The sequence below is a fragment of the Pseudomonas sp. QL9 genome (assembly GCF_041409665.1).
In the GTDB taxonomy this organism is placed as follows: domain Bacteria; phylum Pseudomonadota; class Gammaproteobacteria; order Pseudomonadales; family Pseudomonadaceae; genus Pseudomonas; species Pseudomonas knackmussii.
On sequence record NZ_CP166971.1, the window covers coordinates 2,579,113 to 2,600,265 of the forward strand.

19 protein-coding genes are annotated in these 21,153 nt (G+C 63.6%); 11 read left to right on the top strand and 8 right to left on the bottom strand.

Going from position 1 to position 21,153, the window contains the following annotated elements; translation table 11 throughout:
• Positions 1–111 precede the first annotated feature (111 nt).
• The 5 genes from ACA097_RS12195 to ACA097_RS12215 all read right to left on the bottom strand — a co-directional run bounded on the left by ACA097_RS12195 (position 112) and on the right by ACA097_RS12215 (position 4,961).
• Positions 112–1,296, bottom strand: a complete 1,185-nt coding sequence (locus ACA097_RS12195; protein WP_371370261.1) for a methyl-accepting chemotaxis protein — start codon at positions 1,294–1,296, stop codon at positions 112–114.
• A gap of 305 nt (positions 1,297–1,601) precedes the next feature.
• Complete coding sequence (locus tag ACA097_RS12200) at positions 1,602–2,252, bottom strand: HAD family hydrolase (RefSeq protein WP_371370262.1); 651 nt, start codon at positions 2,250–2,252, stop codon at positions 1,602–1,604.
• 77 nt (positions 2,253–2,329) lie between these two features.
• The gene (locus ACA097_RS12205; protein ID WP_371370263.1) at positions 2,330–2,641 is read right to left on the bottom strand and encodes a DUF2845 domain-containing protein; all 312 of its coding nucleotides are present in this window, start codon (positions 2,639–2,641) and stop codon (positions 2,330–2,332) included.
• 34 nt (positions 2,642–2,675) lie between these two features.
• A complete protein-coding gene (locus ACA097_RS12210; protein WP_371370265.1) occupies positions 2,676–3,797 on the bottom strand; it encodes a hypothetical protein in 1,122 nt (373 codons plus the stop codon).
• Positions 3,798–4,418: 621 nt separating this feature from the next.
• Positions 4,419–4,961, bottom strand: coding sequence for a gamma carbonic anhydrase family protein (locus ACA097_RS12215; protein ID WP_371370266.1), 543 nt, complete (start codon positions 4,959–4,961; stop codon positions 4,419–4,421).
• A 78-nt stretch (positions 4,962–5,039) separates the two neighbouring features.
• Here ACA097_RS12215 and prlC point away from each other — a divergent pair, with 78 nt between their 5' ends.
• Positions 5,040–7,085 carry an oligopeptidase A gene (gene prlC, locus ACA097_RS12220; RefSeq protein WP_371370267.1) on the top strand — a complete coding sequence of 682 codons (2,046 nt, stop codon included), beginning with the start codon at positions 5,040–5,042 and terminating at the stop codon, positions 7,083–7,085.
• Positions 7,085–7,348: a YheV family putative zinc ribbon protein gene (locus ACA097_RS12225; protein WP_043248088.1), complete on the top strand. Its 264-nt coding sequence runs from the start codon at positions 7,085–7,087 to the stop codon at positions 7,346–7,348. The genes prlC and ACA097_RS12225 overlap by 1 nt, the downstream gene beginning before the upstream one ends.
• A 186-nt stretch (positions 7,349–7,534) precedes the next feature.
• On the opposite strand, the gene ACA097_RS12230 is transcribed toward ACA097_RS12225, so the two are convergent.
• Positions 7,535–10,045, bottom strand: a complete 2,511-nt coding sequence (locus tag ACA097_RS12230) for an EAL domain-containing protein (protein ID WP_371370268.1) — start codon at positions 10,043–10,045, stop codon at positions 7,535–7,537.
• A gap of 293 nt (positions 10,046–10,338) precedes the next feature.
• Here ACA097_RS12230 and ACA097_RS12235 point away from each other — a divergent pair, with 293 nt between their 5' ends.
• The 3 genes from ACA097_RS12235 to ACA097_RS12245 all read left to right on the top strand — a co-directional run bounded on the left by ACA097_RS12235 (position 10,339) and on the right by ACA097_RS12245 (position 14,111).
• A complete protein-coding gene (locus ACA097_RS12235) occupies positions 10,339–11,964 on the top strand; it encodes an inorganic phosphate transporter (RefSeq protein WP_371370269.1) in 1,626 nt (541 codons plus the stop codon).
• Between the two features lie 130 nt (positions 11,965–12,094).
• Positions 12,095–13,153 carry a PA0069 family radical SAM protein gene (locus ACA097_RS12240; RefSeq protein ID WP_371370270.1) on the top strand — a complete coding sequence of 353 codons (1,059 nt, stop codon included), beginning with the start codon at positions 12,095–12,097 and terminating at the stop codon, positions 13,151–13,153.
• Positions 13,154–13,394: 241 nt separating this feature from the next.
• Entirely contained in the window at positions 13,395–14,111 is a 717-nt protein-coding gene (locus ACA097_RS12245) for a carbonic anhydrase (RefSeq protein WP_371370271.1), read from the top strand.
• Between the two features lie 92 nt (positions 14,112–14,203).
• Here ACA097_RS12245 and ACA097_RS12250 read toward each other — a convergent pair whose 3' ends face one another.
• Positions 14,204–14,842, bottom strand: coding sequence for a hypothetical protein (locus tag ACA097_RS12250; RefSeq protein WP_160285431.1), 639 nt, complete (start codon positions 14,840–14,842; stop codon positions 14,204–14,206).
• A gap of 371 nt (positions 14,843–15,213) precedes the next feature.
• Here ACA097_RS12250 and coxB point away from each other — a divergent pair, with 371 nt between their 5' ends.
• From coxB to ACA097_RS12270, 4 genes are all read left to right on the top strand, one after another.
• Entirely contained in the window at positions 15,214–16,338 is a 1,125-nt protein-coding gene (coxB, locus tag ACA097_RS12255) for a cytochrome c oxidase subunit II (RefSeq protein ID WP_371370272.1), read from the top strand.
• A 10-nt stretch (positions 16,339–16,348) separates the two neighbouring features.
• Positions 16,349–17,944: a cytochrome c oxidase subunit I gene (ctaD, locus tag ACA097_RS12260; RefSeq protein ID WP_043248082.1), complete on the top strand. Its 1,596-nt coding sequence runs from the start codon at positions 16,349–16,351 to the stop codon at positions 17,942–17,944.
• Positions 17,945–18,024: 80 nt separating this feature from the next.
• On the top strand, positions 18,025–18,582 hold the full coding sequence (locus tag ACA097_RS12265) for a cytochrome c oxidase assembly protein (RefSeq protein WP_371370273.1): 558 nt from the start codon (positions 18,025–18,027) through the stop codon (positions 18,580–18,582).
• Positions 18,583–18,604: 22 nt separating this feature from the next.
• A complete protein-coding gene (locus tag ACA097_RS12270) occupies positions 18,605–19,492 on the top strand; it encodes a cytochrome c oxidase subunit 3 (RefSeq protein ID WP_043248077.1) in 888 nt (295 codons plus the stop codon).
• A gap of 46 nt (positions 19,493–19,538) precedes the next feature.
• On the opposite strand, the gene ACA097_RS12275 is transcribed toward ACA097_RS12270, so the two are convergent.
• Positions 19,539–19,748 (bottom strand): twin transmembrane helix small protein, encoded by a 210-nt coding sequence (locus tag ACA097_RS12275; protein ID WP_043248076.1) that lies wholly within the window; start codon positions 19,746–19,748, stop codon positions 19,539–19,541.
• Between the two features lie 29 nt (positions 19,749–19,777).
• Between ACA097_RS12275 and ACA097_RS12280 the strand changes: the two genes are divergently transcribed.
• Both ACA097_RS12280 and ACA097_RS12285 read left to right on the top strand, forming a co-directional pair.
• Complete coding sequence (locus ACA097_RS12280) at positions 19,778–20,557, top strand: SURF1 family protein (RefSeq protein WP_160285428.1); 780 nt, start codon at positions 19,778–19,780, stop codon at positions 20,555–20,557.
• A complete protein-coding gene (locus ACA097_RS12285) occupies positions 20,532–21,119 on the top strand; it encodes a hypothetical protein (RefSeq protein WP_160285427.1) in 588 nt (195 codons plus the stop codon). The genes ACA097_RS12280 and ACA097_RS12285 overlap by 26 nt, the downstream gene beginning before the upstream one ends.
• Positions 21,120–21,153 lie beyond the last annotated feature (34 nt).

Below are 21,153 nucleotides of genomic sequence, written 5' to 3' on the forward strand. Positions count from 1 at the left end.
GGCACAGCCGCCCGATATCACCAAGCCATCAGAAGTGAAGCATCTTGTTACAAGCTGTCCAACGACCGGCGTCAGCAATCCGTCGGAAGCGCTGCCCGCCTGGAATCCGCCTCAGAACAACTCGACTTCGCCGGCGTTCAGCGAGCTCTGCGCCACCGGATTGGCCAACGGACGCTTGAGCTCCTCGAGTTGGCGGTCCAGGCGCTCACGCCACTCCTGCGGCGGCTGCACGCCCAGCGCGCCAAGCGCCGTGGCCAGATCGCCCAGGCGCGCGCCGTGCTTGCCGATCTGCCCGAGCAGTTGGCTGCTCATGTCCTGGAACTGCAGCGCGGTGACAGCGGCATCGACGCCCTGCCCGACTTCAAGGGAAATCCGGTCCAGCTCGTGGATGACCTTCAGCGTATGGCTGTTCATGGCTTCCAGATCGTCGAACATGCGCTGGATCTTCTGTTTCGAATCCAGCGCGAAGGACATGTCCTTCTCGGCCAGTTGGGCGATGGCGCCCTCGGCATCCTTGATCTCCCGGTAGACCACGTCGACGTGCTGGCGGATGGCTTCGGAGAAGTGCGTGGAACGGGTCGAGAGTGCGCGCACCTCATCGGCCACCACAGCGAACCCACGGCCGCTCTCGCCGGCCCGCGCGGCCTCGATGGCGGCGTTGAGGGCGAGCAGGTTGGTCTGCTTGGCGATGGCGTCCATGTCCTGGGTCGACTGCAGGATCTCGCTGATCTTGTGCGTCACCCGGTCCATGCGCTCCACCAGCTGCTGCGACGTCCGGCTGGTCTCCAGCGTGGCCTCGACGAACAACGCCAGGGTGCTCTGGGTGGTTTGGACGAAGTCCTGGAAATTGATGGCGTCATCGACGTGGCCACGCCCGTCGTAGCGCTCGATCAGCGAATGGGACAGGCCACGCTGGGTATCGATGCGCTCGGCGAGGGAGTGGAAGCTTTCGGTGAGGCGGCCGATGGCCTGCTGCAGGATGTTGTCGATCTGCCGGACATGGCCGTCGACCGCCCCCAGCTGCTCCTGCGCGACGTCCTGCACCTGGCGCCAGCGCGGCAGCTGATTCGGATCGAGCAGCTCCTGACCGCGTTCCTCAGCGGGCGCCGCGTTCGTGGCGAAGTAGCCGATGGCCAGGCTACCCAGGCAGCCGAGCAGCAGCAGGGGCCACAGCGGCAGTCCTAGCCACGCGAGCAGCGCCACCACGATCCAGGGCAGCGATGCCAGCACCATCGGCAGCAAACGGGAGGGACTCCCACCCGTCCGGGTAGCTGGATCAAGGGGTAGATCACGCATGCTCGACTCTCCACTGCTCAGTTGCAGTCCTTGCCTGAGAAGACCATCGGCGGGCTCGTGGAAAGGTAGAGGAGCAGGAAATGATGTCAATTTGGCGCCATTGCCTCGGCGACAGCGCTAGATCCCTGATATATCGAAAAATCTACTTCCCGCGCGGGACTCAGCCGGCACCATTCAGCCGACGAATGGTGGTCTTCCAGGTCCGGAATGCTGCATGCGGAGGCGCCTGCGGTGACGCCTCAGGCAACTTGTGTATCAACGACTTAACACTCATGCCGCAGAGCCGGCATGGCTGAAAGGTCGTTTCAGCCGGCGACGAAAGCCTCGCGCAACTCGCCCAGGCTGGCGAAGTAATGCGCCGGGTTCTCCGCCATCAGCTCCTCGCGGCTGCCGAAGCCGTAGCCGACACCGGCGGCGCGCAAACCATTGCGGTGCGCACCGATCAGGTCGTGCTTGCGGTCGCCGATCATCAGCGTGCGCGTAGGGTCCAGGCCCTCGCAGGCGAGCAGGTGCTCGATCAGCTCGACCTTGTTGGTGCGCGTGCCATCCAGCTCGCTGCCGTAGATCACCTTGAAGTGCCGGGCGAAATCGAAGTGCCGTGCAATCTCGGCGGCGAACACGGTCGGCTTGCTGGTGGCGATGTAGAGCGTGCGGCCCTGCCCGCCGAGCAGTTCGAGCAATTCGCCAACGCCCTCGAAGACTCGGTTCTCGTAGAGCCCGACATCCTTGAAACGCACGCGGTAATGGTTCACCGCCTCCCAGGCGCGCGCCTCGTCGAAGTCATAGGAGCTCATGAAGCACTGCAGCAGCGGCGGACCGATGAAATGCTCCAGCCGGCGCAGGTCCGGCTCGTCGATGCCGAGCTGCGCCAGGGCGTACTGGATCGAGCGGGTGATGCCCTCGCGCGGGTCGGTGAGGGTGCCGTCGAGGTCGAAGAGGATGTTCTGGTAGTCCATGGGGGAAAGGCCTAGCCACACTTCGTGGGGCTGTAAGGATAACGCTACAAACTCAACCAGCAAAACTCCGGTCTAGGTTAGTTCCATATTATTTGCACCTGCACCAATTTATCATCAATAAAGCGCAGCCTTCTATAAACTCCTCCGTCCGGTCCATAAGTCCAGAATTCAACTCGCACAACCCCTTTTTTGGGCGTATTGGTATTTCTATTCCGAAGCCCAGGCTCCCATATTTCCTTATCAGCAGGCTCGCCACATTTCTCAAGAATCTCTTGCCGCGTGTCCCCTTCACTAGCGATACCTCGACTGCACCTCATCGATGATGCTTCAGAGCTCTGAGCAACTAGGAGTGTTAGAAAAAGGACTATAGCGACGATCTCGATATTCATGGTTTACCTGATGACTGAGAGCCTGGGAAATTTATTAGCCCGCCGCGCTTAGAATATCAAGCACGATACTCAACGTGAAACTCGTCACGCCAACGGAATTTACAATTATTTGAGTGCTTGGCTGCGCAACCTCCAGCGCTCTAACTACCCAATTTCCATCGGTCGGGGTTACTATCAATTGCGAACCATTGTAAATTGGACTCAAATTCGTATTTGCCGATGAAGCAATCATTCCCAACATAATGCTTAACTGCGGGACATGTGCTGACCCAATTGATATCGAGGTAGTAGCTCCACCCGAATCCACTGAACTTTGCATTTGATCATTAGTTGCCTGATCGGCACCAAGGTTCACAGCGAGACGTTTCGCTCCAGAAGCCTGTATAATTTCAACCAGACTTGAGACGACTATTCCTTGAGCTGCATCAATGCCTATGCCCACCGATGCTGGGGCACTTGAGACAAGATCTTTCAGATTTTGCGCAGTTATCAAAGTTGCGTCAAAGCTCATATCAAGAGTTCTACCACCTATCAGGGAGAATGCATTGAGTAGATCAGAAATCGGAACGTATGAAGAGTTAAATAGGCTCAGCGAAGCCGCCGAACCATTTGCTGCACTTATAACTTCCTGCAGCTTATTCCCAGAAGTTGTTCTTCCGTCAAGCGACGCAGTAAATGTACTGCCCTGCGCAGCCTGAAACACTGCAGAGACACCTTCAGTTGTGAGGGCGTTTAGTGAACCAACAGAAAAAGATATCCCACTACGAACGGCGGAATCGATTGCGTGCACCACGCTATCTTGAGATGACACCGCACAATCAATGCCGATTGAAAGCTTCTTGCCAACACCAGCCTGAACAATACTCTCAACGGCCTGAGCCGTCATACTTGCGATTGAGGAGACGCTTACACTCGTATTCGCCCCAAGAATTGCATTTATAATCTGCAAGGCTTGAGACTCGGATGCCTTCGTGCCATCCACCTGCATTGATAAATTTCTGCTTCCAACTGAGCTAATTATTGGCAACAGCCCTTCAAGCGGACTGGCTTGAGCATTCGCCAAAGTTATAAGGCTATTTCCTCCGGCAGCCAAAACCACATTACTGAAATTGTCATTTGAAATATAACCACCTTCGCAAATCATATTGAGCTTCATTTCTATCTCCTAAGTTAACTATGCTCTAAGCCTTATTCATCGCAGGCCTAGGGCGCTTAGATAACTCGAAAATAGAAACTCATGAAAATACGAAAAAACCATAACCTTGAGTGAATTTTCCGCACGTTAAAAATATCGAGTCAGCGTCTTGCAATCCCTCAATAAACCACTAATCCACCGCCCCAAACTTTGCTATCCATTGCGCTTAAGTAACAAACTCCAAGAACCTCTCCCTTAGCTCCTATATGCAAGCGACCAATCACGATTCAGTTCGATACCATCGTCGCCTCAATAACATCAGAAAATCCGGATAAAGAGTTTCGTCATTTAGGAAAAAGGAGCGACTCTCCATAACATTAAGAATCGCCTAAATTGCCGAAAAATAGGCGCATTACGATGCCATATGTGGGGGGCGTACTGACCTTGCACGATGCCGTCGTAACAGCACCGGGAGACTGGAGCAAAGTTAATAGAGCTGGAACGGTGGCCAATTGGAGGTGCTGCACTGGCACGGACGAACTTGGGTGCCGTTCGCCGAACTGCCGCGCCTTCTGACAGACGAAGCCTCAGCCTTGCGCTGACGGCCAGTACGACGGGCGGTCGCGAGACCGCCCGTTTCGCTCACTCGGTGTAGCCCTCGGCGATGTGCTGATCCTTGAGCTTCACGTAGTTGCCGGCGGTGTAGGCGAAGAACGAGCGCTCCTTGTCGGTCAGCGGGCGGGCCTTCTTCGCCGGGCTGCCTACGTAGAGGAAGCCGCTTTCCAGCACCTTGCCCGGGGGCACCAGGCTGCCGGCGCCGAGGATGACTTCGTCCTCGATCACCGCGCCATCCATGACGATGCAGCCCATGCCCACCAGGATGCGGTTGCCGATGGTGCAACCGTGCAGCAGCACCTTGTGGCCGACGGTGACTTCGTCGCCGATGGTCAGCGGGAAACCGTCCGGGTTGTAGGGGCCGGCGTGGGTGATGTGCAGCACGCTGCCGTCCTGGATGCTGGTGCGCTTGCCGATACGGATGCGGTGCATGTCGCCGCGCACGGTGACCAGCGGCCATACGGAGCTGTCGGCGCCGATCTCGATGTCGCCGATGAGCACGGCGCTGGGGTCGACGAAGACGCGCTCGCCGAGGGATGGCGTTTTGCCCTGGTAGGTGCGAATGGTCACGATAGCTTTCCTTCAGCTGCGGATGACAGCGATTGTATTTAAGATGGCCGGGTGTTTCCTCAAGCCAAGGTTGCCACCGTGAGCGCGAACCCCCTTCTGCAGTCCTACGACCTGCCGCCCTTCTCCGCCATCCGCCCCGAGCACGTGAAGCCGGCCATCGAGCAGATCCTCGCCGACAATCGTGCGGCCATTGCGCGCATCCTCGCCGAACAGGGCGCGAACCCGAGCTGGAGCGGCCTGGTGCTGGCCATCGACGAGCTGCACGCGCGCCTGGGCGCGGCCTGGAGCCCGGTCAGCCACCTCAATGCCGTGTGCAACAGCGCCGAGCTGCGCGAAGCCTACGAAGGTTGCCTGCCGCTGCTGTCGGCCTACTGGACCGAACTGGGCCAGAACCGCGAGCTGTTCAAGGCCTACGAAGGGCTCTCCGCCAGCCCCGCCGCGGCCAGCTTCGACGTGGCGCAGAAGACCATCCTCGAACACGCCCTGCGCGACTTCCGCCTGTCCGGCATCGACCTGCCGGCCGACCAGCAGCAGCGCTACGCCGAAATCCAGGCGCGCCTTTCCGAGCTCGGCAGCCGCTTCTCCAACCAGCTGCTCGACGCCACCCAGGCCTGGACCAAGCACGTCACCGACGAGGCCGCGCTGGCCGGCCTGACCGACTCGGCCAAGGCGCAGATGAAGCAGGCCGCCGAAGCCAAGGGCCTGGACGGCTGGCTGATCAGCCTGGAATTCCCCAGCTACTACGCGGTGATGACCTACGCCGACGACCGCGCCCTGCGCGAAGAGGTGTACGCCGCCTACTGCACCCGCGCCTCCGACCAGGGGCCGAACGCCGGGCAGAACGACAACGGTCCGGTGATGCAGGAAATCCTCGACCTGCGCCAGGAGCTGGCTCGTCTGCTGGGCTTCGCCAATTTCTCCGAGCTGTCGCTGGCGACCAAGATGGCCGAGACGCCGGAGCAGGTGCTGAGCTTCCTGCGCGACCTCGCCGTGCGCAGCAAGCCGTTTGCCCAGAAGGACCTGGAGCAGCTCCAGGCCTACGCCGCCGAGCAAGGCTGCAAGCCGCTGCAGAGCTGGGATTCCGGCTACTTCGGCGAGAAGCTGCGCGAAGCGCGCTACAGCGTCTCGCAGGAAACCCTGCGCGCCTACTTCCCTGTGGATAAGGTGCTCTCCGGGCTGTTCGCCATCGTGCAGAAGCTCTACGGCATCCAGATCCGCGAGCTGCACGACTTCGAGCGCTGGCACCCGGACGTACGCCTGTTCGAGATCGAGGAAAACGGCCAGCATGTCGGCCGCTTCTACTTCGACCTCTACGCCCGCGCCAACAAGCGCGGCGGCGCCTGGATGGACGGCGCCCGCGATCGTCGCCGCGATGCCAGCGGACAGATGATCGCCCCGGTGGCCTACCTGGTGTGCAACTTCACCCCGGCGGTCGGCGGCAAGCCGGCGCTGCTGACCCACGACGAAGTCACCACCCTGTTCCACGAGTTCGGCCACGGCCTGCACCACCTGCTGACCCGCGTCGAACACGTCGGCGCCTCGGGCATCAACGGCGTGGCCTGGGACGCGGTGGAGCTGCCGAGCCAGTTCATGGAGAACTGGTGCTGGGAGCCCGAGGGCCTGGCGCTGATCTCCGGCCACTACGAGAGCGGCGAGCCGCTGCCGCAGGACCTGCTGGAGAAGATGCTGGCGGCGAAGAACTTCCAGTCCGGCCTGATGATGGTGCGCCAGCTGGAGTTCTCGCTGTTCGACTTCGAGCTGCACGTCACCCACGGCGACGGCCGTAGCGTGCTCGACGTGCTGGAAGGCGTGCGCGACGAAGTCGCGGTGATGCGCCCACCGAAGTTCAACCGCTTCGCCAACAGCTTCGCGCACATCTTCGCCGGCGGTTACGCGGCCGGTTACTACAGCTACAAGTGGGCCGAAGTGCTGTCCGCCGACGCCTTCTCGCGCTTCGAGGAAGAAGGCGTGTTCAACCCGCAGACCGGCAACGCCTTCCGCGAGGCGATCCTGGCCAAGGGCGGCTCCCAGGAGCCGATGGAACTGTTCGTCGCCTTCCGCGGCCGCGAGCCCTCCATCGACGCCCTGCTGCGCCACTCCGGGCTGACCGAGGAGGCCGCGTGATGAGCGAGATCAAGAAGCGCTTCATCGCCGGAGCGGTGTGCCCCGCGTGCAGCGCCGAAGACAAGATCGTGATGTGGGACGAAGAAGGTGTGCCGCACCGCGAATGCGTGGCCTGCGGCTATGCCGACACGCTCAACGCCCAGGGCCAGTCGGTGCCCAAGGAGCTGACCACGCGGGTCAACGTCAGCGGCCTGAAGAAGCCGGCTGATCCCAAGGTCCAAGGCGTGCAGTTCTTCCCCAATCCGAAGCTGAAGAAGCCGTAAGGCTGATTCCCTCTCCCGCAAGCGGGAGAGGGGGCTGTTCGGCGTGATCGGAGCGGCCGGCGTCATCCTGTAGGAGCGGATTCATCCGCGAAAATCCCCGCACCTATATCCCGTGTAGGAGCGCGCCATGCGCGCGAATCGCGGCCATGGGCCGCTCCTACAGGGAGCGGTTCGCGAAGCGCCTGCCTACGACGCAAACACCCGCCGCAACATCCATTCCTCCAGCGCCGCCGCCGGCAATGGGCGCGAGAACAGATAGCCCTGCGCCACCGGATAGCCCTGCTGGTGCAGCATCTCCAGCTGCCGCGTTTCCTCCACGCCCTCGGCGATCACCGTCAGCTCCAGGCTGCGGCCGATGTTCATCACCGCGTCGGTCAGCGCCAGCGCCGTACCGCCTCCGGCCAGGTCGGCGACGAAGCTGCGGTCGAGCTTGAGCTCGCTGATCGGCAGGCGGTGCAGATAGCTGAGGCTCGAATAGCCGGTGCCGAAATCGTCCATGGACAGGCGCACGCCCAGTTCGGCCAGCGCGTGAAGGGTCGCCAGGGTGGTCGGATGGTTGTCCAGCAGCATGCCTTCGGTGATCTCCACCACCAGGTCCGAGCCGCTCAGGCCGTGGCGCCGCAGCAGCACGTCGAGGTTGTGCGGAAGATCCTGGTCGTGGAAGTCCGAGGGCGACAGGTTCACCGCCACCGCAGGGATCTCGATGCCGCGCTGGCGCCAGTCGGCCAGCTGCCGGCAGGCTTCGCGCAGCACCCACTGGCTGAGCTCGCCGATCAGCCCGCACTCCTCGGCCAGCGGGATGAATCGGCTCGGCGCCACCGCGCCCATTTGCGGATGGCGCCAACGCGCCAGCGCCTCCACCGCGTGGATGCTGCCGTCGTGCAGGCGCACCTGCGGCTGGTAGTGCAGGCTCAGGGTCTGGTGACGCACCGCTTCGCGCAGGGAGCTTTCCAGCGCCAGGCGCTCCTGTGCGCGCTGGTTCATCTCTTCGCTGAAGAAGCGGAAACTGCCGCGGCCACCGTTCTTGGCCTGGTACATCGCCATGTCGGCGCGGTGCAGCAGGGTTTCCATGTCCTGGCCGTTGCTCGGGTACAGGCTGATGCCCACGCTCGCCAGGGTGATCAGGCTGACCCCGGCCACCCGGTGCGCCACCGCCAGGCGGGCGAGCAGGCGCTCGGCGACCTGCGTTGCCTGCAGGCCGTCGCAGTTCGGCAGCACGACGACGAACTCGTCGCCCGAAAGGCGCCCTACCAAGCCCTGCTCGCGGACCACCGCCTGCAGCCGCGCGGCTACCAACCGCAGCAGCTCGTCGCCGGCTGGGTGGCCGAGGGAGTCGTTGATCTGTTTGAAGCGGTCCAGGTCGATGAACAGCACCGCCAGTTCGGCGCCTTCAGCGTCGCAGCGGCTGATCGCCTGCTCCGCCTCGGCCAGCAGCAGGCTGCGGTTGGGCAGTCCGGTCAATGCGTCATAGAAAGCCAATTGGCGGATGTGCGCGCGCGCCTCGTCGCGCTCCAGCGCCAGCGCGCAAAGGTGCAGGCTGACGTCGACCAGGCGCAGGTGCAGCTCGTCCGGCCCGCGGTTCTGCTCGTAATAGAAAGCGAAGGTGCCGATGACTCGCCCTTCGCTGTTCTTGATCGGGCTCGACCAGCAGGCCATCAGGCCTGCAGGCACCAAATGGCGGTAGTCGTCCCACAGCGGGTCGGTGGCGATGTCACTGACCAGCACCGGTTCGCCGCGATAGGCGGCTGTACCACAGCTGCCCGTGCGCGGTCCGATGGGCGCCCCGTCGATGGCTTGCGAGTAGCTGTCCGGCAGATTCGGCCCCGCTAGCGTACGCAAGCGACCATTGACATCAACCCGCAGGATCGAGGCCTTCACTTCCGGCGCGATGCGCTCCACCTCGCGGCACACCAGGTCCATCACCGCCACCAGCGGCACTTCGCGCACGAGGGCGTCGAGCACCTTGTTCTGCAGCACTTCGTGCAGCTTCGTGTGGGTGATGTCGGTGAGCAGCATTACCGAGTGGGTCGGCTCGCCGCGCGCATCGAGGATGGGGTTGGCCACCACAGAGCACCACAGCGGTCGGCCGATCAGGTCGCGCACCAGCTCCTCGCGCCGGAACACCCCGCCACCGGCGCGCTGCCAATGGCGCAGGCTGCCGGCGGCCACTCGAAGCAGCTCGGACGGCAACTTGCCGACGACGTCCTGGCGGCTCCAGCCGAACATGCGGCTGAAGCCGGTATTCACATAAAGGATTCGCCCGTCGCGACCGGTGACTATCACCGCGTTGTCGGTTTCGTTGGCGGCCAGCGAGAGCACGTCCATCTGCTCGCGCTGGCGGCGCTGCAAGGTGCAGTCCTTGACGAAGGCGGTCAGCAGGCGGCGACCCTGCACGTCGATGCGCGAGATCGACATCGATCCCCACAGCCAGCTGCCGTCACGGCGCTGCATGGGTACTTCGCTGCGGCTGCCGACGATGGCCTCGCTGTCGAGCGGCGCGTCCAGGCGCGGGCGCACCTCGTCAGGCAGCAGCAGGCCGACATCTCGCCCAAGCACCTCGTCCCGGGAATAACCCCAGAGCCGCTCGGCGGCTGCGTTGAACAGCAGCACGCAGTTGCTCTCGTCGAGCACGATGACGCCGTCGATCGCCTGTTCCAGGATCTGCGGCAGTGCGTCTGGGAGTTGTGGGTTGGTCATCGCAGGCATCCCCTGCTGAAGCGGAGCTCGAAACTGTCCTTCGGGTGCACATGACGCCAGCACATCAATATTGAGCGTAGTGGCGGAATGCCCGCCAAGACTAATAGCCATTTGACATATAGTCGACTGCGACTATCGCCGAATGAAGAAAAGTCGCCCTCCCTGCCACGGGCGCAATGAGGCGGACTAGGCTATTAGCGTTCCTGGACAGGAGTCCTCCGTGCACGCCCCGCTAGCCCACTCTCTCCGCGCGACTGCTCGAGGTCGCTCCGCCGTCGCCGGGCGCGCTCGCCATGCTTGACCGCTACCTGCTGCTCGACACCCTGCGCGCGTCGCGCATCTCGCGCATGCCGGTCAATCCGGTGCTGCGCGAAGCCGCAACGCCGACGGGGCACCTGCTGTATTTCCTGCTGCTCGCTGGTGGGCTGCTGTTCACCTTCGGCAGCCTCTGGTACGACGTGCATGCCAGCGGCGGCGAGCTGCGGCCGAACCTGTCCCTGCTGGTCCTGGCGACGGCCCTGCTGATCGCCCTGGGCTTCGAGTTCATCAACGGCTTCCACGACACCGCGAACGCCGTGGCGACCGTCATCTACACGAACGCGATGCGCCCGCAGTGGGCGGTCGGCTGGTCCGGGCTGTGGAACCTGCTGGGCGTGCTGTTCTCCAGCGGCGCGGTGGCTTTCGGCATCGTTACCCTTCTGCCACTGGACCTACTGCTGCACCTGGACAGCAGCGACGGGCTGGCGATGATCTTCGCCCTGCTGGTCTCGGCCATCCTCTGGAACCTGGGCACCTGGTGGCTGGGCCTGCCGGTGTCTTCCTCGCATACGCTGATCGGCTCGATCGTCGGCGTAGGCCTCGCCCACGGCGCCATGGCCGGCGTCATCGGCCTGGGCGGCAGCGCCCTGGCGCAGCTGCTCAAGGTCGGTTATGCGCTGTTGCTGTCACCGCTGATCGGCTTCGCCGGCGCGGCTCTGCTGCTGCTCGGCATGCGCCTGGCGGTGCGCCAGCGTGCGCTGTTCCTCGCCCCCGAGGGACGCAAGCCGCCGCCCCTTGGCATCCGCGCGCTGCTGATCCTGACCTGCACCGGCGTGTCCTTCGCCCACGGCTCGAACGACGGCCAGAAGGGTATAGGACTCATCATGCTGATCCTCGCCGCGCTGCTGCCGCTGGGGTTCGCCATCAATCACGGGCAGAGCGCCGACGAGATCCGCCAATTGCTCGACCTGACCCGCCAGGCCGAGGCCCAGTTGCAACGCCTGGCGACGGTGAATGCACCAACCGATCCACAGCCGGTGCTGCTCGACTACGAGCGCGACGGCCGGCTTCAGCCGCAGGTGCTGCCGGCCCTGGCGGCGCAGATGCACGAAGTCGGCGACCGCCTGGAAAGGCGAGTCGCCGGCGAACCGCTGCCCGAGGAGGAGGTGCTGGCCTTGCGCAACGGCCTCTACCTGAGCGTGGAAACCATCCGCCAGCTTGACCGCACCGAGCAGCTCTTCGACCCGAACGCCTGGAGCACCCTGCAAGCCGTGCGCGAACACAGCCTGCGCACCGTCCAGTTCATCCCGTCGTGGGTCAAGGTCGCCGTGGCCATGGCCCTCGGCCTGGGCACCCTGGTGGGCTGGCGACGCATCGTCACCACCGTCGGCGAGGGCATCGGCAAGGAACCGCTGACCTATGCCCAGGGCGCCAGCGCGCAACTGATGGCGATGCTGACCATTGGCGCGGCGGACCACTTCGGCCTGCCGGTGTCGACCACCCAGGTGCTCTCCTCAGGCGTCGCCGGCACCATGACCGCCAACGGCTCCGGCCTGCAGTGGCACACCATCCGCAACATGCTGCTGGCGTGGCTGCTCACGCTGCCGGCGGCCATCGGCCTGGCAGCGGGGCTGTACTGGCTGCTGCGCGCGCTGATCTGAAAAACGCACCGAACATGATCTTGTAGGAGCGAGCTTGCTCCTACGAAGAGCAATCAGCCACCTATCGCAAGACGCTGGCAAGCGAGCGAAAATGCTGTATTTATATACAGCTATCTCTCGGAGCCCGCCCATGCCCACTCTCCCGCCCCGCGGTCGCGGCACCGCCAGCAACCCGCACAACCGCTTCTCCCCGACCCGCAGCGAGACGGAGGACGACGGCTGGTTCCAGGAGGAGGCACCGCCCTGCCGTGCCACCGAAGTGCGCCGGGAGACGGCGAAGACGGTCATCAGTCGCAACCAGTCGCCGGATGTCGGCTTCGACCGCTCGATCAACCCCTATCGTGGCTGCGAGCATGGCTGCATCTACTGCTTCGCGCGGCCCAGCCACGCCTACTGGGACCTGTCGCCGGGCATCGACTTCGAGACCCGGCTGATCGCCAAGACCAACCTCGCAGAACGCCTGGAAGAAGAACTCAGCAAGCCCGGCTACGTGCCGCAGCCGATCGCCCTGGGCATCAACACCGACGCCTACCAGCCGCTGGAGCGCGAACAGCGCCTGACCCGCCAGGCTCTGGAAATCCTCCTGCGCTTCCGCCATCCGCTGCACATCATCACCAAGGGCTCGCTGATCGTCCGTGACCTCGACCTGCTCGAAGAGCTGGCGAGCCTCAACCTGGTCAGCGTGGCCTTCAGCCTCACCACCCTGGACAACGAGCTCAAGCGCATCATGGAGCCACGCACCGCAGCGCCAGCCGCGCGCCTGCGCGCCATGCGCACCCTCCACGAGCATGGCGTGCCGGTCAGTGCGCTCTGCGCACCGATGATTCCGATGATCAACGACAGCGAACTGGAGAGCCTGCTGGAGGCGGCGCGCGACAATGGCGCGCGCTCGGCCGGCTACGTGTTGCTGCGCCTGCCGCTGGAAATCGCCGAACTGTTCGAAGAGTGGCTGCAGGCGCACTTCCCCGAGCGCGCCGCACACGTGATGAGCCTGATTCGCCAGAGTCGCGGCGGCAAGAATTACGACAGCCGCTTCGGCGCCCGCATGCGCGGCGAAGGCGTGTTCGCCGACCTTCTGGAGAAGCGCTTCCGCCTGGCGGTACGCCGCCTGGGGCTTAACCAGCGTGACTACGGCGGGCTGGACTGCTCGCTGTTCAGCGTGCCTCGTGCGCAGATGAGCCTGTTCTGATCGCGCGATCGTCATGCTGGCGAGCGAGGATGAGCCCGCGTCCCGCGCACACGCTGACGGACGGATAGACAGGGTGGGTTGACCTCAAGAAGACGGATACGGAAAGTTCGTCTGATTCGGCTGTCCGTTACGCCGCCCAATGCCAATTCGCCAGAACTATTCCGACAGCGTGTGCCTTTTGTGCAGGAAAAGAGCGTCGGCAAGCATGGGAAAATTCATAGTCACTCTCCGAGGCTCCTACATGAACGACAAAACGCACGGTGAAGAGCACAACACTGAGACCGCGGATGAAGCGCTGCGCCGCATCGTCGACGGCTTCCAGCACTTCCGCCATGAAGTCTTCCCGCAGCAGGAAGAGCTGTTCAAGAAGCTGGCCCATGAGCAGAACCCACGCGCCATGTTCATCACCTGCGCCGACTCGCGCATCGTCCCCGAGCTGATCACCCAGAGCTCGCCGGGCGACCTCTTCGTCACCCGTAACGTCGGCAACGTGGTGCCGCCCTATGGGCAGATGAACGGCGGCGTCTCCACTGCCATCGAATTCGCGGTGATGGCCCTGGGCGTGCACCACATCATCATCTGCGGCCACTCCGACTGCGGCGCCATGAAGGCGGTGATGGACCCGAAGACCCTCGAACGCATGCCGACCGTCAAGGCCTGGCTGCGCCATGCCGAAGTGGCCAAGATCGTGGTAGAGCAGAATTGCGGCTGCGCCAACCACGAGACCCTGGGCATCCTCACCGAGGAAAACGTGGTCGCCCAGCTCGACCACCTGAAGACCCATCCCTCGGTCGCCGCACGCCTGGCCAGCGGCCAGCTGTTCATCCACGGCTGGGTCTATGACATCGAGACCAGCCAGATCAAGGCCTACGACGCCGAGCAAGGTCGCTTCCGCCCGCTCGACGGCGAGGGCTCGATCCCGATGGCTACCCCGCGTCCGCGCTACAGCCCGTCGTAAATGAAAAAACCGGGCATTGGCGCTGCTCGCCATGCCCGGTCTCTCCTCGATGGCCGACCGCGCCCCGCGGGCGATGGTCGGCACCTCTCTTCTCAGTTCAAGTGCAGCTCGACGCCGAAGCGACGCGAGAGGCACGGCCACTGCTTCCACGCCGAAACCGTCTGCGGATCGCTCAGCCGAGCGCGGTAGGCCTGCGCGGTAGGGCTGTTGAAGATGCTTTCCTCGAGCATCGACTCCGCCGCCTGGTGCACAGCCTCGTCCAGCTGGTTGGCGAAGGGCTCGCCGATCAACTGGTGGGCCACCACGTTGGCCACGGTGGTATCCAGCGGAATCAGCGGCTGGCCGAAGTGGGCGATATAGCGATCGTTCACCTCCTCCACCAGGCGATGCGCCAGGTAGGCCTCGTCCAGCAGCGCGTCCAGGCCGTCGTGCCCATCGAGCAGCGACGGCGGGGTCAGGAAGAACTGTTCGGCGACCTTCAGTACCGGCTTGATCCTGTCCTCGATACCCGCGTCGCGGGCCACGTTGGCCGCCGCTTCGAGGAACTCCGGCACTTGTTCGACATAGGCATGGACGAAGCGGGTCAGCACGCCTGCGGCATCCTCGCCTGACAGGTTGATGCTCGGATGCAGGCTGTTCATCTGAGTCTGGATCAGTCGGGCCAGGTGGCCGTTGCGGGTTTCCAACTCGTGGGCTTGCTGGATCAGTTCACGCAGTGCAGCGGTTTTCATGACAACTCCAAGACAACTCGATTTGGAAGATGAAGAAAGACCTTAGCCCTGCCTGGGGCACAGCTAAGACTGGATCGTAATAATGGCGAAACCTTTATGCTGTCCAGACATATCAATCAGCCAGCATGGTAGCTCAAAGCCGCACCATCCGTGGCCTTGAGAGCATCATTCGCAATTTGCAGCGGCTTTTTTACGCTGCGTTGTTATGTCGCAACCCCTGTCTATACTCCGACTCGACACACCCAAACCTGATGGACCCGGCCTGCCTTACGTGCCGAGGCTCGACGGTCAAAGTTTGCTGTCTTGGCGGTCGCTCCCTTGGCCGCTGGCTCATTGCCGGCGGGATAAGAACAACGATAAGGGGAACCCGAATGCTGCGACATCCACACACCTGGATGGGCTTTCTGTTGCTCTTCGCACTGGCCCCGGCGCATGCCGCCTGGACAGTGAACATGACGCAGGGGGCGACCGAGGTCAGCCACTCCGTATTCGACTTGCACATGACCATCTTCTGGATCTGCGTGGTCATCGGCATCGTCGTATTCGGCGCCATGTTCTGGTCGATGATCGTCCACCGCCGCTCCACCGGCCAACAGCCGGCGCATTTCCACGAAAGCACCCTGGTGGAAATCCTCTGGACGGTGGTGCCCTTCCTGATCCTGGTGGTCATGGCCGTTCCGGCCACGCGCACGCTGATCCACATGTACGACACCTCCGAGCCGGAGCTGGACGTGCAGGTGACCGGCTACCAGTGGAAGTGGCAGTACAAGTACCTGGGCCAGGACGTCGAGTTCTTCAGCAACCTGGCCACGCCCCAGGAACAGATCCACAACAAGGATCCGAAGGACGAGCACTACCTCCTCGAGGTCGACAACCCGCTGGTACTGCCGGCCGGGGTCAAGGTGCGCTTCCTGGTGACCTCCAGCGACGTCATCCACTCCTGGTGGGTGCCGGCCTTCGCGGTCAAGCGCGATGCCATCCCCGGCTTCGTCAACGAGGCCTGGACCAAGGTCGACCAACCCGGCATCTACCGCGGCCAGTGCGCCGAACTCTGCGGCAAGGACCACGGCTTCATGCCCATCGTGGTCGACGTGAAATCCAAGCCCGACTTCGACAAGTGGCTGGCCGCGCGCAAGGAAGAAGCCGCCAAGCTCAAGGAGCTGACCAGCAAGGAATGGACGAAGGAAGAGCTGGTCGCCCGCGGCGACAAGGTCTACCACACCGTCTGCGCCGCCTGTCACCAGCCCGAAGGCCAGGGCATGCCGCCGATGTTCCCGGCGCTCAAGGGCTCGAAGACCGTCACCGGGCCGAAGGAAGGTCACCTGGAAACGGTCTTCAACGGCCGACCCGGCACCGCCATGGCGGCCTTCGGCAAGCAGCTCTCGGAAGTCGACATCGCTGCGGTAATCACCTTCGAGCGCAATGCCTGGGGCAACAACGACGGCGACATGGTCACCCCGCAAGAAGTGGTGGCCTACAAGCAGAAGCAAAAATAAGGAGCCTGCGATGAGCGCTGTGATCGACCATCCCGAGCATTCGCATGCCGGCGAACACCACCACGGTCCGGCCAAGGGCCTGATGCGCTGGGTCCTGACCACCAACCACAAGGACATCGGCACCCTGTACCTGTGGTTCAGCTTCTGCGCCTTCCTCCTCGGCGGCTCGTTCGCCATGGTGATCCGCGCCGAGCTGTTCCAGCCGGGCCTGCAGATCGTCGAGCCGGCCTTCTTCAACCAGATGACCACCATGCACGGTCTGGTGATGGTGTTCGGCGCGGTGATGCCGGCCTTCGTCGGCCTGGCCAACTGGATGGTGCCGCTGATGATCGGCGCGCCGGACATGGCCCTGCCGCGCATGAACAACTTCAGCTTCTGGCTGCTCCCGGCAGCATTCGGCCTGCTGGTCAGCACCCTGTTCATGCCTGGCGGCGGCCCGAACTTCGGCTGGACTTTCTACGCCCCGCTGTCGACCACCTTCGCTCCCCACAGCGTGACCTTCTTCATCTTCGCCATCCACATGATGGGCATGAGCTCGATCATGGGCGCGATCAACGTGGTCGCCACCATCCTCAACCTGCGCGCGCCCGGCATGACCCTGATGAAGATGCCGCTGTTCGTCTGGACCTGGCTGATCACCGCCTTCCTGCTGATCGCGGTGATGCCGGTGCTGGCCGGTTGCGTGACCATGATGCTGATGGACATCCACTTCGGCACCAGCTTCTTCAGCGCCGCCGGTGGCGGTGACCCGGTGCTGTTCCAGCATGTGTTCTGGTTCTTCGGCCACCCCGAGGTGTACATCATGATCCTGCCGGCGTTCGGCGCCGTCAGCTCGATCATCCCGGCGTTCAGCCGCAAGCCGCTGTTCGGCTACACCTCGATGGTCTACGCCACCGCGTCCATCGCCTTCCTCTCGTTCATCGTCTGGGCGCACCACATGTTCGTGGTCGGCATCCCGCTGGTGGGCGAGCTGTTCTTCATGTACGCCACCATGCTGATCGCCGTGCCCACCGGGGTGAAGGTGTTCAACTGGGCCTCGACCATGTGGCAGGGCTCGCTGACCTTCGAGGCGCCCATGCTGTTCGCCGTGGCCTTCGTCATCCTCTTCACCATCGGCGGCTTCTCCGGCCTGATGCTGGCCATCGCCCCGGCGGACTTCCAGTACCAGGACACCTACTTCGTGGTGGCGCACTTCCACTACGTGCTGGTGCCCGGGGCGATCTTCGGCATCTTCGCCTCGGTCTACTACTGGATACCCAAGTGGACCGGCCACATGTACGACGAGACCCTGGCCAAGCTGCACTTCTGGCTGTCCTTCATCGGCATGAACATGGCGTTCTTCCCGATGCACTTCCTCGGCCTTGCCGGCATGCCGCGGCGGATTCCGGACTACAACCTGCAGTTCGCCAACTTCAACATGGTCTCCTCGATCGGCGCCTTCCTCTTCGGCACCACGCAGCTGCTGTTCCTGTTCATCGTGATCAAGACCATTCGCGGCGGTAAACCGGCCCCGGCCAAGCCGTGGGACGGCGCCGAAGGCCTGGAGTGGACGGTGCCTTCGCCGGCTCCGTACCACACCTTCAGCACCCCGCCGGAAGTGAAATGAGACCAACCCCGTAGGAGCGAGCTTGCTCGCGAGCATCGCCCTCATTCGCGAGCAAGCTCGCTCCTACAGGAGGCAGACACATGAGCGACGGCACTATCGAAACCCGCAAACTGGTCACCCGGCTGCTGCTCGTGGTGGTGGCCATGTTCGCCTTCGGCTTCGCCCTGGTACCGATGTACAACGTCCTCTGCAAGACCCTGGGGATCAACGGCAAGACCGCCGGCAGCGCGTACCAGGGCGTCAGCCAGCAGGTCGACGACACGCGCAAGGTGAAGGTCGACTTCGTCGCCAACAACAACGTCGACATGGTCTGGGAGTTCCACCCCGAGGGCGAAATGATCTCGGTGCATCCCGGCGCCGTGAACCAGATGCTGTTCGTCGCGCAGAACCCCAGCGACCGCGTGATGACCGCCCAGGCAGTCCCAAGCATCGCGCCGTCGGAAGCGGCGAAGTACTTCCACAAGACCGAATGCTTCTGCTTCACCCAGCAGGTGCTCAAGCCGGGCGAGCGCATCGAGATGCCGGTGCGCTTCATCGTCGACCGCGACCTGCCCAAGGACATCCACCGCATCACGCTCGCCTACACGCTGTTCGACATCACCGCACGCAAGCCGCCAGTGGCAAGCAACGACCGCTGACCGGCCCAGGAGAACGACAACGATGGCAACCCACGATCCCTACTACGTTCCCGCCCAGAGCAAGTGGCCGATCATCGCCACCATCGGCATGCTCACCACGCTGTTCGGCGTAGGCACCTGGATGAACGACTACAGCGCCGGCAACAAGGCCTCCCACGGGCCCTGGATCCTCTTCGCCGGCGGCCTGATCGTCGCCTACATGCTGTTCGGCTGGTTCGGCCACGTCATCAAGGAAAGCCGCGCGGGACTGTATAGCCCGCAGATGGACCGCTCGTTCCGTTGGGGCATGAGCTGGTTCATCTTCTCCGAGGTGATGTTCTTCGCCGCCTTCTTCGGCGCCCTCTTCTACATCCGCCACTTCGCCGGCCCCTGGCTTGGCGGCGAGGGTCACAAGGGCATCGCCCACATGCTCTGGCCGAACTTCCAGTACACCTGGCCGCTGCTGAACAACCCGGACAACAAGCTGTTCCCGCCGCCGAAGGAAGTCATCGAGCCGTGGAAGCTGCCGCTGGTGAACACCATCCTGCTGGTCAGCTCCAGCTTCACCGTGACCTTCGCCCACCACGCGCTGAAGAAGAACCATCGCGGCCCGCTGAAACTCTGGCTGGCGCTGACCGTACTGCTGGGCGTGTGCTTCCTGTTCCTGCAGGCCCACGAGTACCACGAGGCCTACAGCGAACTGGGCCTGACCCTCGGCTCGGGCATCTACGGCACCACCTTCTTCATGCTCACCGGCTTCCACGGCGCCCACGTGACCATAGGCGCGCTGATGCTGAGCATCATGTTGATCCGCATCCTGCGCGGGCACTTCGACGCCGAGCACCACTTCGGCTTCGAGGCGGCCAGCTGGTACTGGCACTTCGTGGACGTGGTGTGGATCGGGCTGTTCATCTTCGTTTACGTGCTGTGAAAACACGCGGGGCGGCCACTTGGCCGCCCCGCTCCAGCGTTGCGAATCAGAAGTGCCAGGGAGCGGAACTGGCCAATTGGCCGGAGTAGAAGCCCCAGGCGACCAGGGCGAGGGTCAGGGCAGCGAGGATCACGCGCACGGTCAGGGCGTTCACCACCCGAGAACCGTGCCCCTCGTCCTTGACCAGGAAGAACAGCCCGCTGAACAGGCTGGCCACGGTGGCCAGCAGAAGAACGACGATCGCGGCCTTGAGCATTGCGTGGCTCCGATTGCTGAGGGGGTAACTTGCAGTATAGCCAGCACGCCATCGACTCCCGCCCGCGCCACGGGCTGGCGGCAGTCTTCCGGCCAGGCCTCGCGCCGACCCTCGTGGTCCTGGCGCTGTTGCCGCTGCTGGTTGCATTGGGCTGCTGGCAGCTTTCCCGCGCCGCCGAAAAACGCGTGATGCTGGCGGCCTTCGACGCCCGCCGCGAAGCCGCCCCCATCCCCGCCGCGCGACTGCAAGGCCAATCCGACCCGGCCTACGTTCGAGTCCGCCTGCAAGGCCGCTTCGACGCCCAGCACAGCCTGCTGCTGGACAACCGCACCCGCGACGGCGCCGCTGGTGTCGAGCTGCTGCAACCCTTCTACGACAAGCCCAGCGGCCTCTGGCTGCTGATCAACCGCGGCTGGCTGCCCTGGACCAACCGTCGCATCGCGCCAGCTTTCGACACGCCCACCGGCGATCAACTGCTGGATGCCTGGACCTACGTCGCCCCACCCGGCGGCCTGCAATTGGCCGACAGCCAGAGCCAGGCCTGGCCACGGCTGATCACCCGCGTCGACCCCGCCAGCGTCTGGCAGGCGGTAGGCCGCAACGGCCTGCCCCTTGAACTACGCCTGGAGCCGGGCGACGCCGCTTTCGATACCAACTGGCCGGTGGTCGCCGTCTCCCCCGAGCGGCACACCGGCTATGCCGTGCAGTGGTTCGCCATGACCATCGCGCTGCTCGCCCTCTACCTCTACCTCGGCATCCGTCGCGCACGGGAGATGACCCGCCATGAACCCCAGCCTGACCCTCGATGACACCCAGCTGCGCCGCCGCAACCGCGGACGCCTGCAGCTGATCCTGATCCTCGCCGTCGTGTTCGGCCCGATGATCCTGGCAACCAGCATGTACAAGCTCAATTTCTGGGTGCCGCAAAGCCGCAGCTACCACGGCGAACTGATCGCCAACGGCAAGACACCGGCCGACCTTGGCGTGCGCCAGGACGCAGCCAGCCAGCGCTGGCAATTGCTGGTGACCGCTCCCGCCGTCTGCGCCGCCGACTGCCAGCAGCTGGTCTACCTGGCGCGGCAGATCAACATCGGCCTGAACCGCGATGCCAACCGCGCCGAACACGTGCTCGCCGCCGCCCAGCCATTACCGGCGGAGTTCCAGGCGCTGCTGGAAAAGGACTACCCGCGCCTGAAGCGCTTCGCCCTGGATACCGGCGCCCAGGACGCCAGCCTGCAGCAAGGCACCGCCCCGCAACTGTGGATCGTCGACCCCCACGGCAACCTGGTGCTGCGCTACCCCGCCGGCAGCAACGGCAAGGCCATCCTCGGCGACATGCTGCAGTTGCTGAAGCTCTCGCACATCGGCTGAAACCGCGGCCAACCGCCGCCTCGGACAACAAGAA

Excerpts from the sequence above, each read along its gene's own strand:
- ACA097_RS12285 (WP_160285427.1), top strand. The coding sequence starts at position 20,532 with ATGAACCCCAGCCTGACCCTCGATGACACCCAGCTGCGCCGCCGCAAC.
- ACA097_RS12195 (WP_371370261.1), bottom strand. The coding sequence starts at position 1,296 with ATGCGTGATCTACCCCTTGATCCAGCTACCCGGACGGGTGGGAGTCCC.
- ACA097_RS12245 (WP_371370271.1), top strand. The coding sequence starts at position 13,395 with ATGAACGACAAAACGCACGGTGAAGAGCACAACACTGAGACCGCGGAT.
- ACA097_RS12265 (WP_371370273.1), top strand. The coding sequence starts at position 18,025 with ATGAGCGACGGCACTATCGAAACCCGCAAACTGGTCACCCGGCTGCTG.
- coxB (WP_371370272.1), top strand. The coding sequence starts at position 15,214 with ATGCTGCGACATCCACACACCTGGATGGGCTTTCTGTTGCTCTTCGCA.
- ACA097_RS12200 (WP_371370262.1), bottom strand. The coding sequence starts at position 2,252 with ATGGACTACCAGAACATCCTCTTCGACCTCGACGGCACCCTCACCGAC.
- ACA097_RS12270 (WP_043248077.1), top strand. The coding sequence starts at position 18,605 with ATGGCAACCCACGATCCCTACTACGTTCCCGCCCAGAGCAAGTGGCCG.
- ACA097_RS12230 (WP_371370268.1), bottom strand. The coding sequence starts at position 10,045 with ATGACCAACCCACAACTCCCAGACGCACTGCCGCAGATCCTGGAACAG.
- ACA097_RS12205 (WP_371370263.1), bottom strand. The coding sequence starts at position 2,641 with ATGAATATCGAGATCGTCGCTATAGTCCTTTTTCTAACACTCCTAGTT.
- ACA097_RS12275 (WP_043248076.1), bottom strand. The coding sequence starts at position 19,748 with ATGCTCAAGGCCGCGATCGTCGTTCTTCTGCTGGCCACCGTGGCCAGC.
- ACA097_RS12210 (WP_371370265.1), bottom strand. The coding sequence starts at position 3,797 with ATGAAGCTCAATATGATTTGCGAAGGTGGTTATATTTCAAATGACAAT.
- ACA097_RS12240 (WP_371370270.1), top strand. The coding sequence starts at position 12,095 with ATGCCCACTCTCCCGCCCCGCGGTCGCGGCACCGCCAGCAACCCGCAC.
- ctaD (WP_043248082.1), top strand. The coding sequence starts at position 16,349 with ATGAGCGCTGTGATCGACCATCCCGAGCATTCGCATGCCGGCGAACAC.
- ACA097_RS12235 (WP_371370269.1), top strand. The coding sequence starts at position 10,339 with ATGCTTGACCGCTACCTGCTGCTCGACACCCTGCGCGCGTCGCGCATC.
- ACA097_RS12225 (WP_043248088.1), top strand. The coding sequence starts at position 7,085 with ATGAGCGAGATCAAGAAGCGCTTCATCGCCGGAGCGGTGTGCCCCGCG.
- ACA097_RS12250 (WP_160285431.1), bottom strand. The coding sequence starts at position 14,842 with ATGAAAACCGCTGCACTGCGTGAACTGATCCAGCAAGCCCACGAGTTG.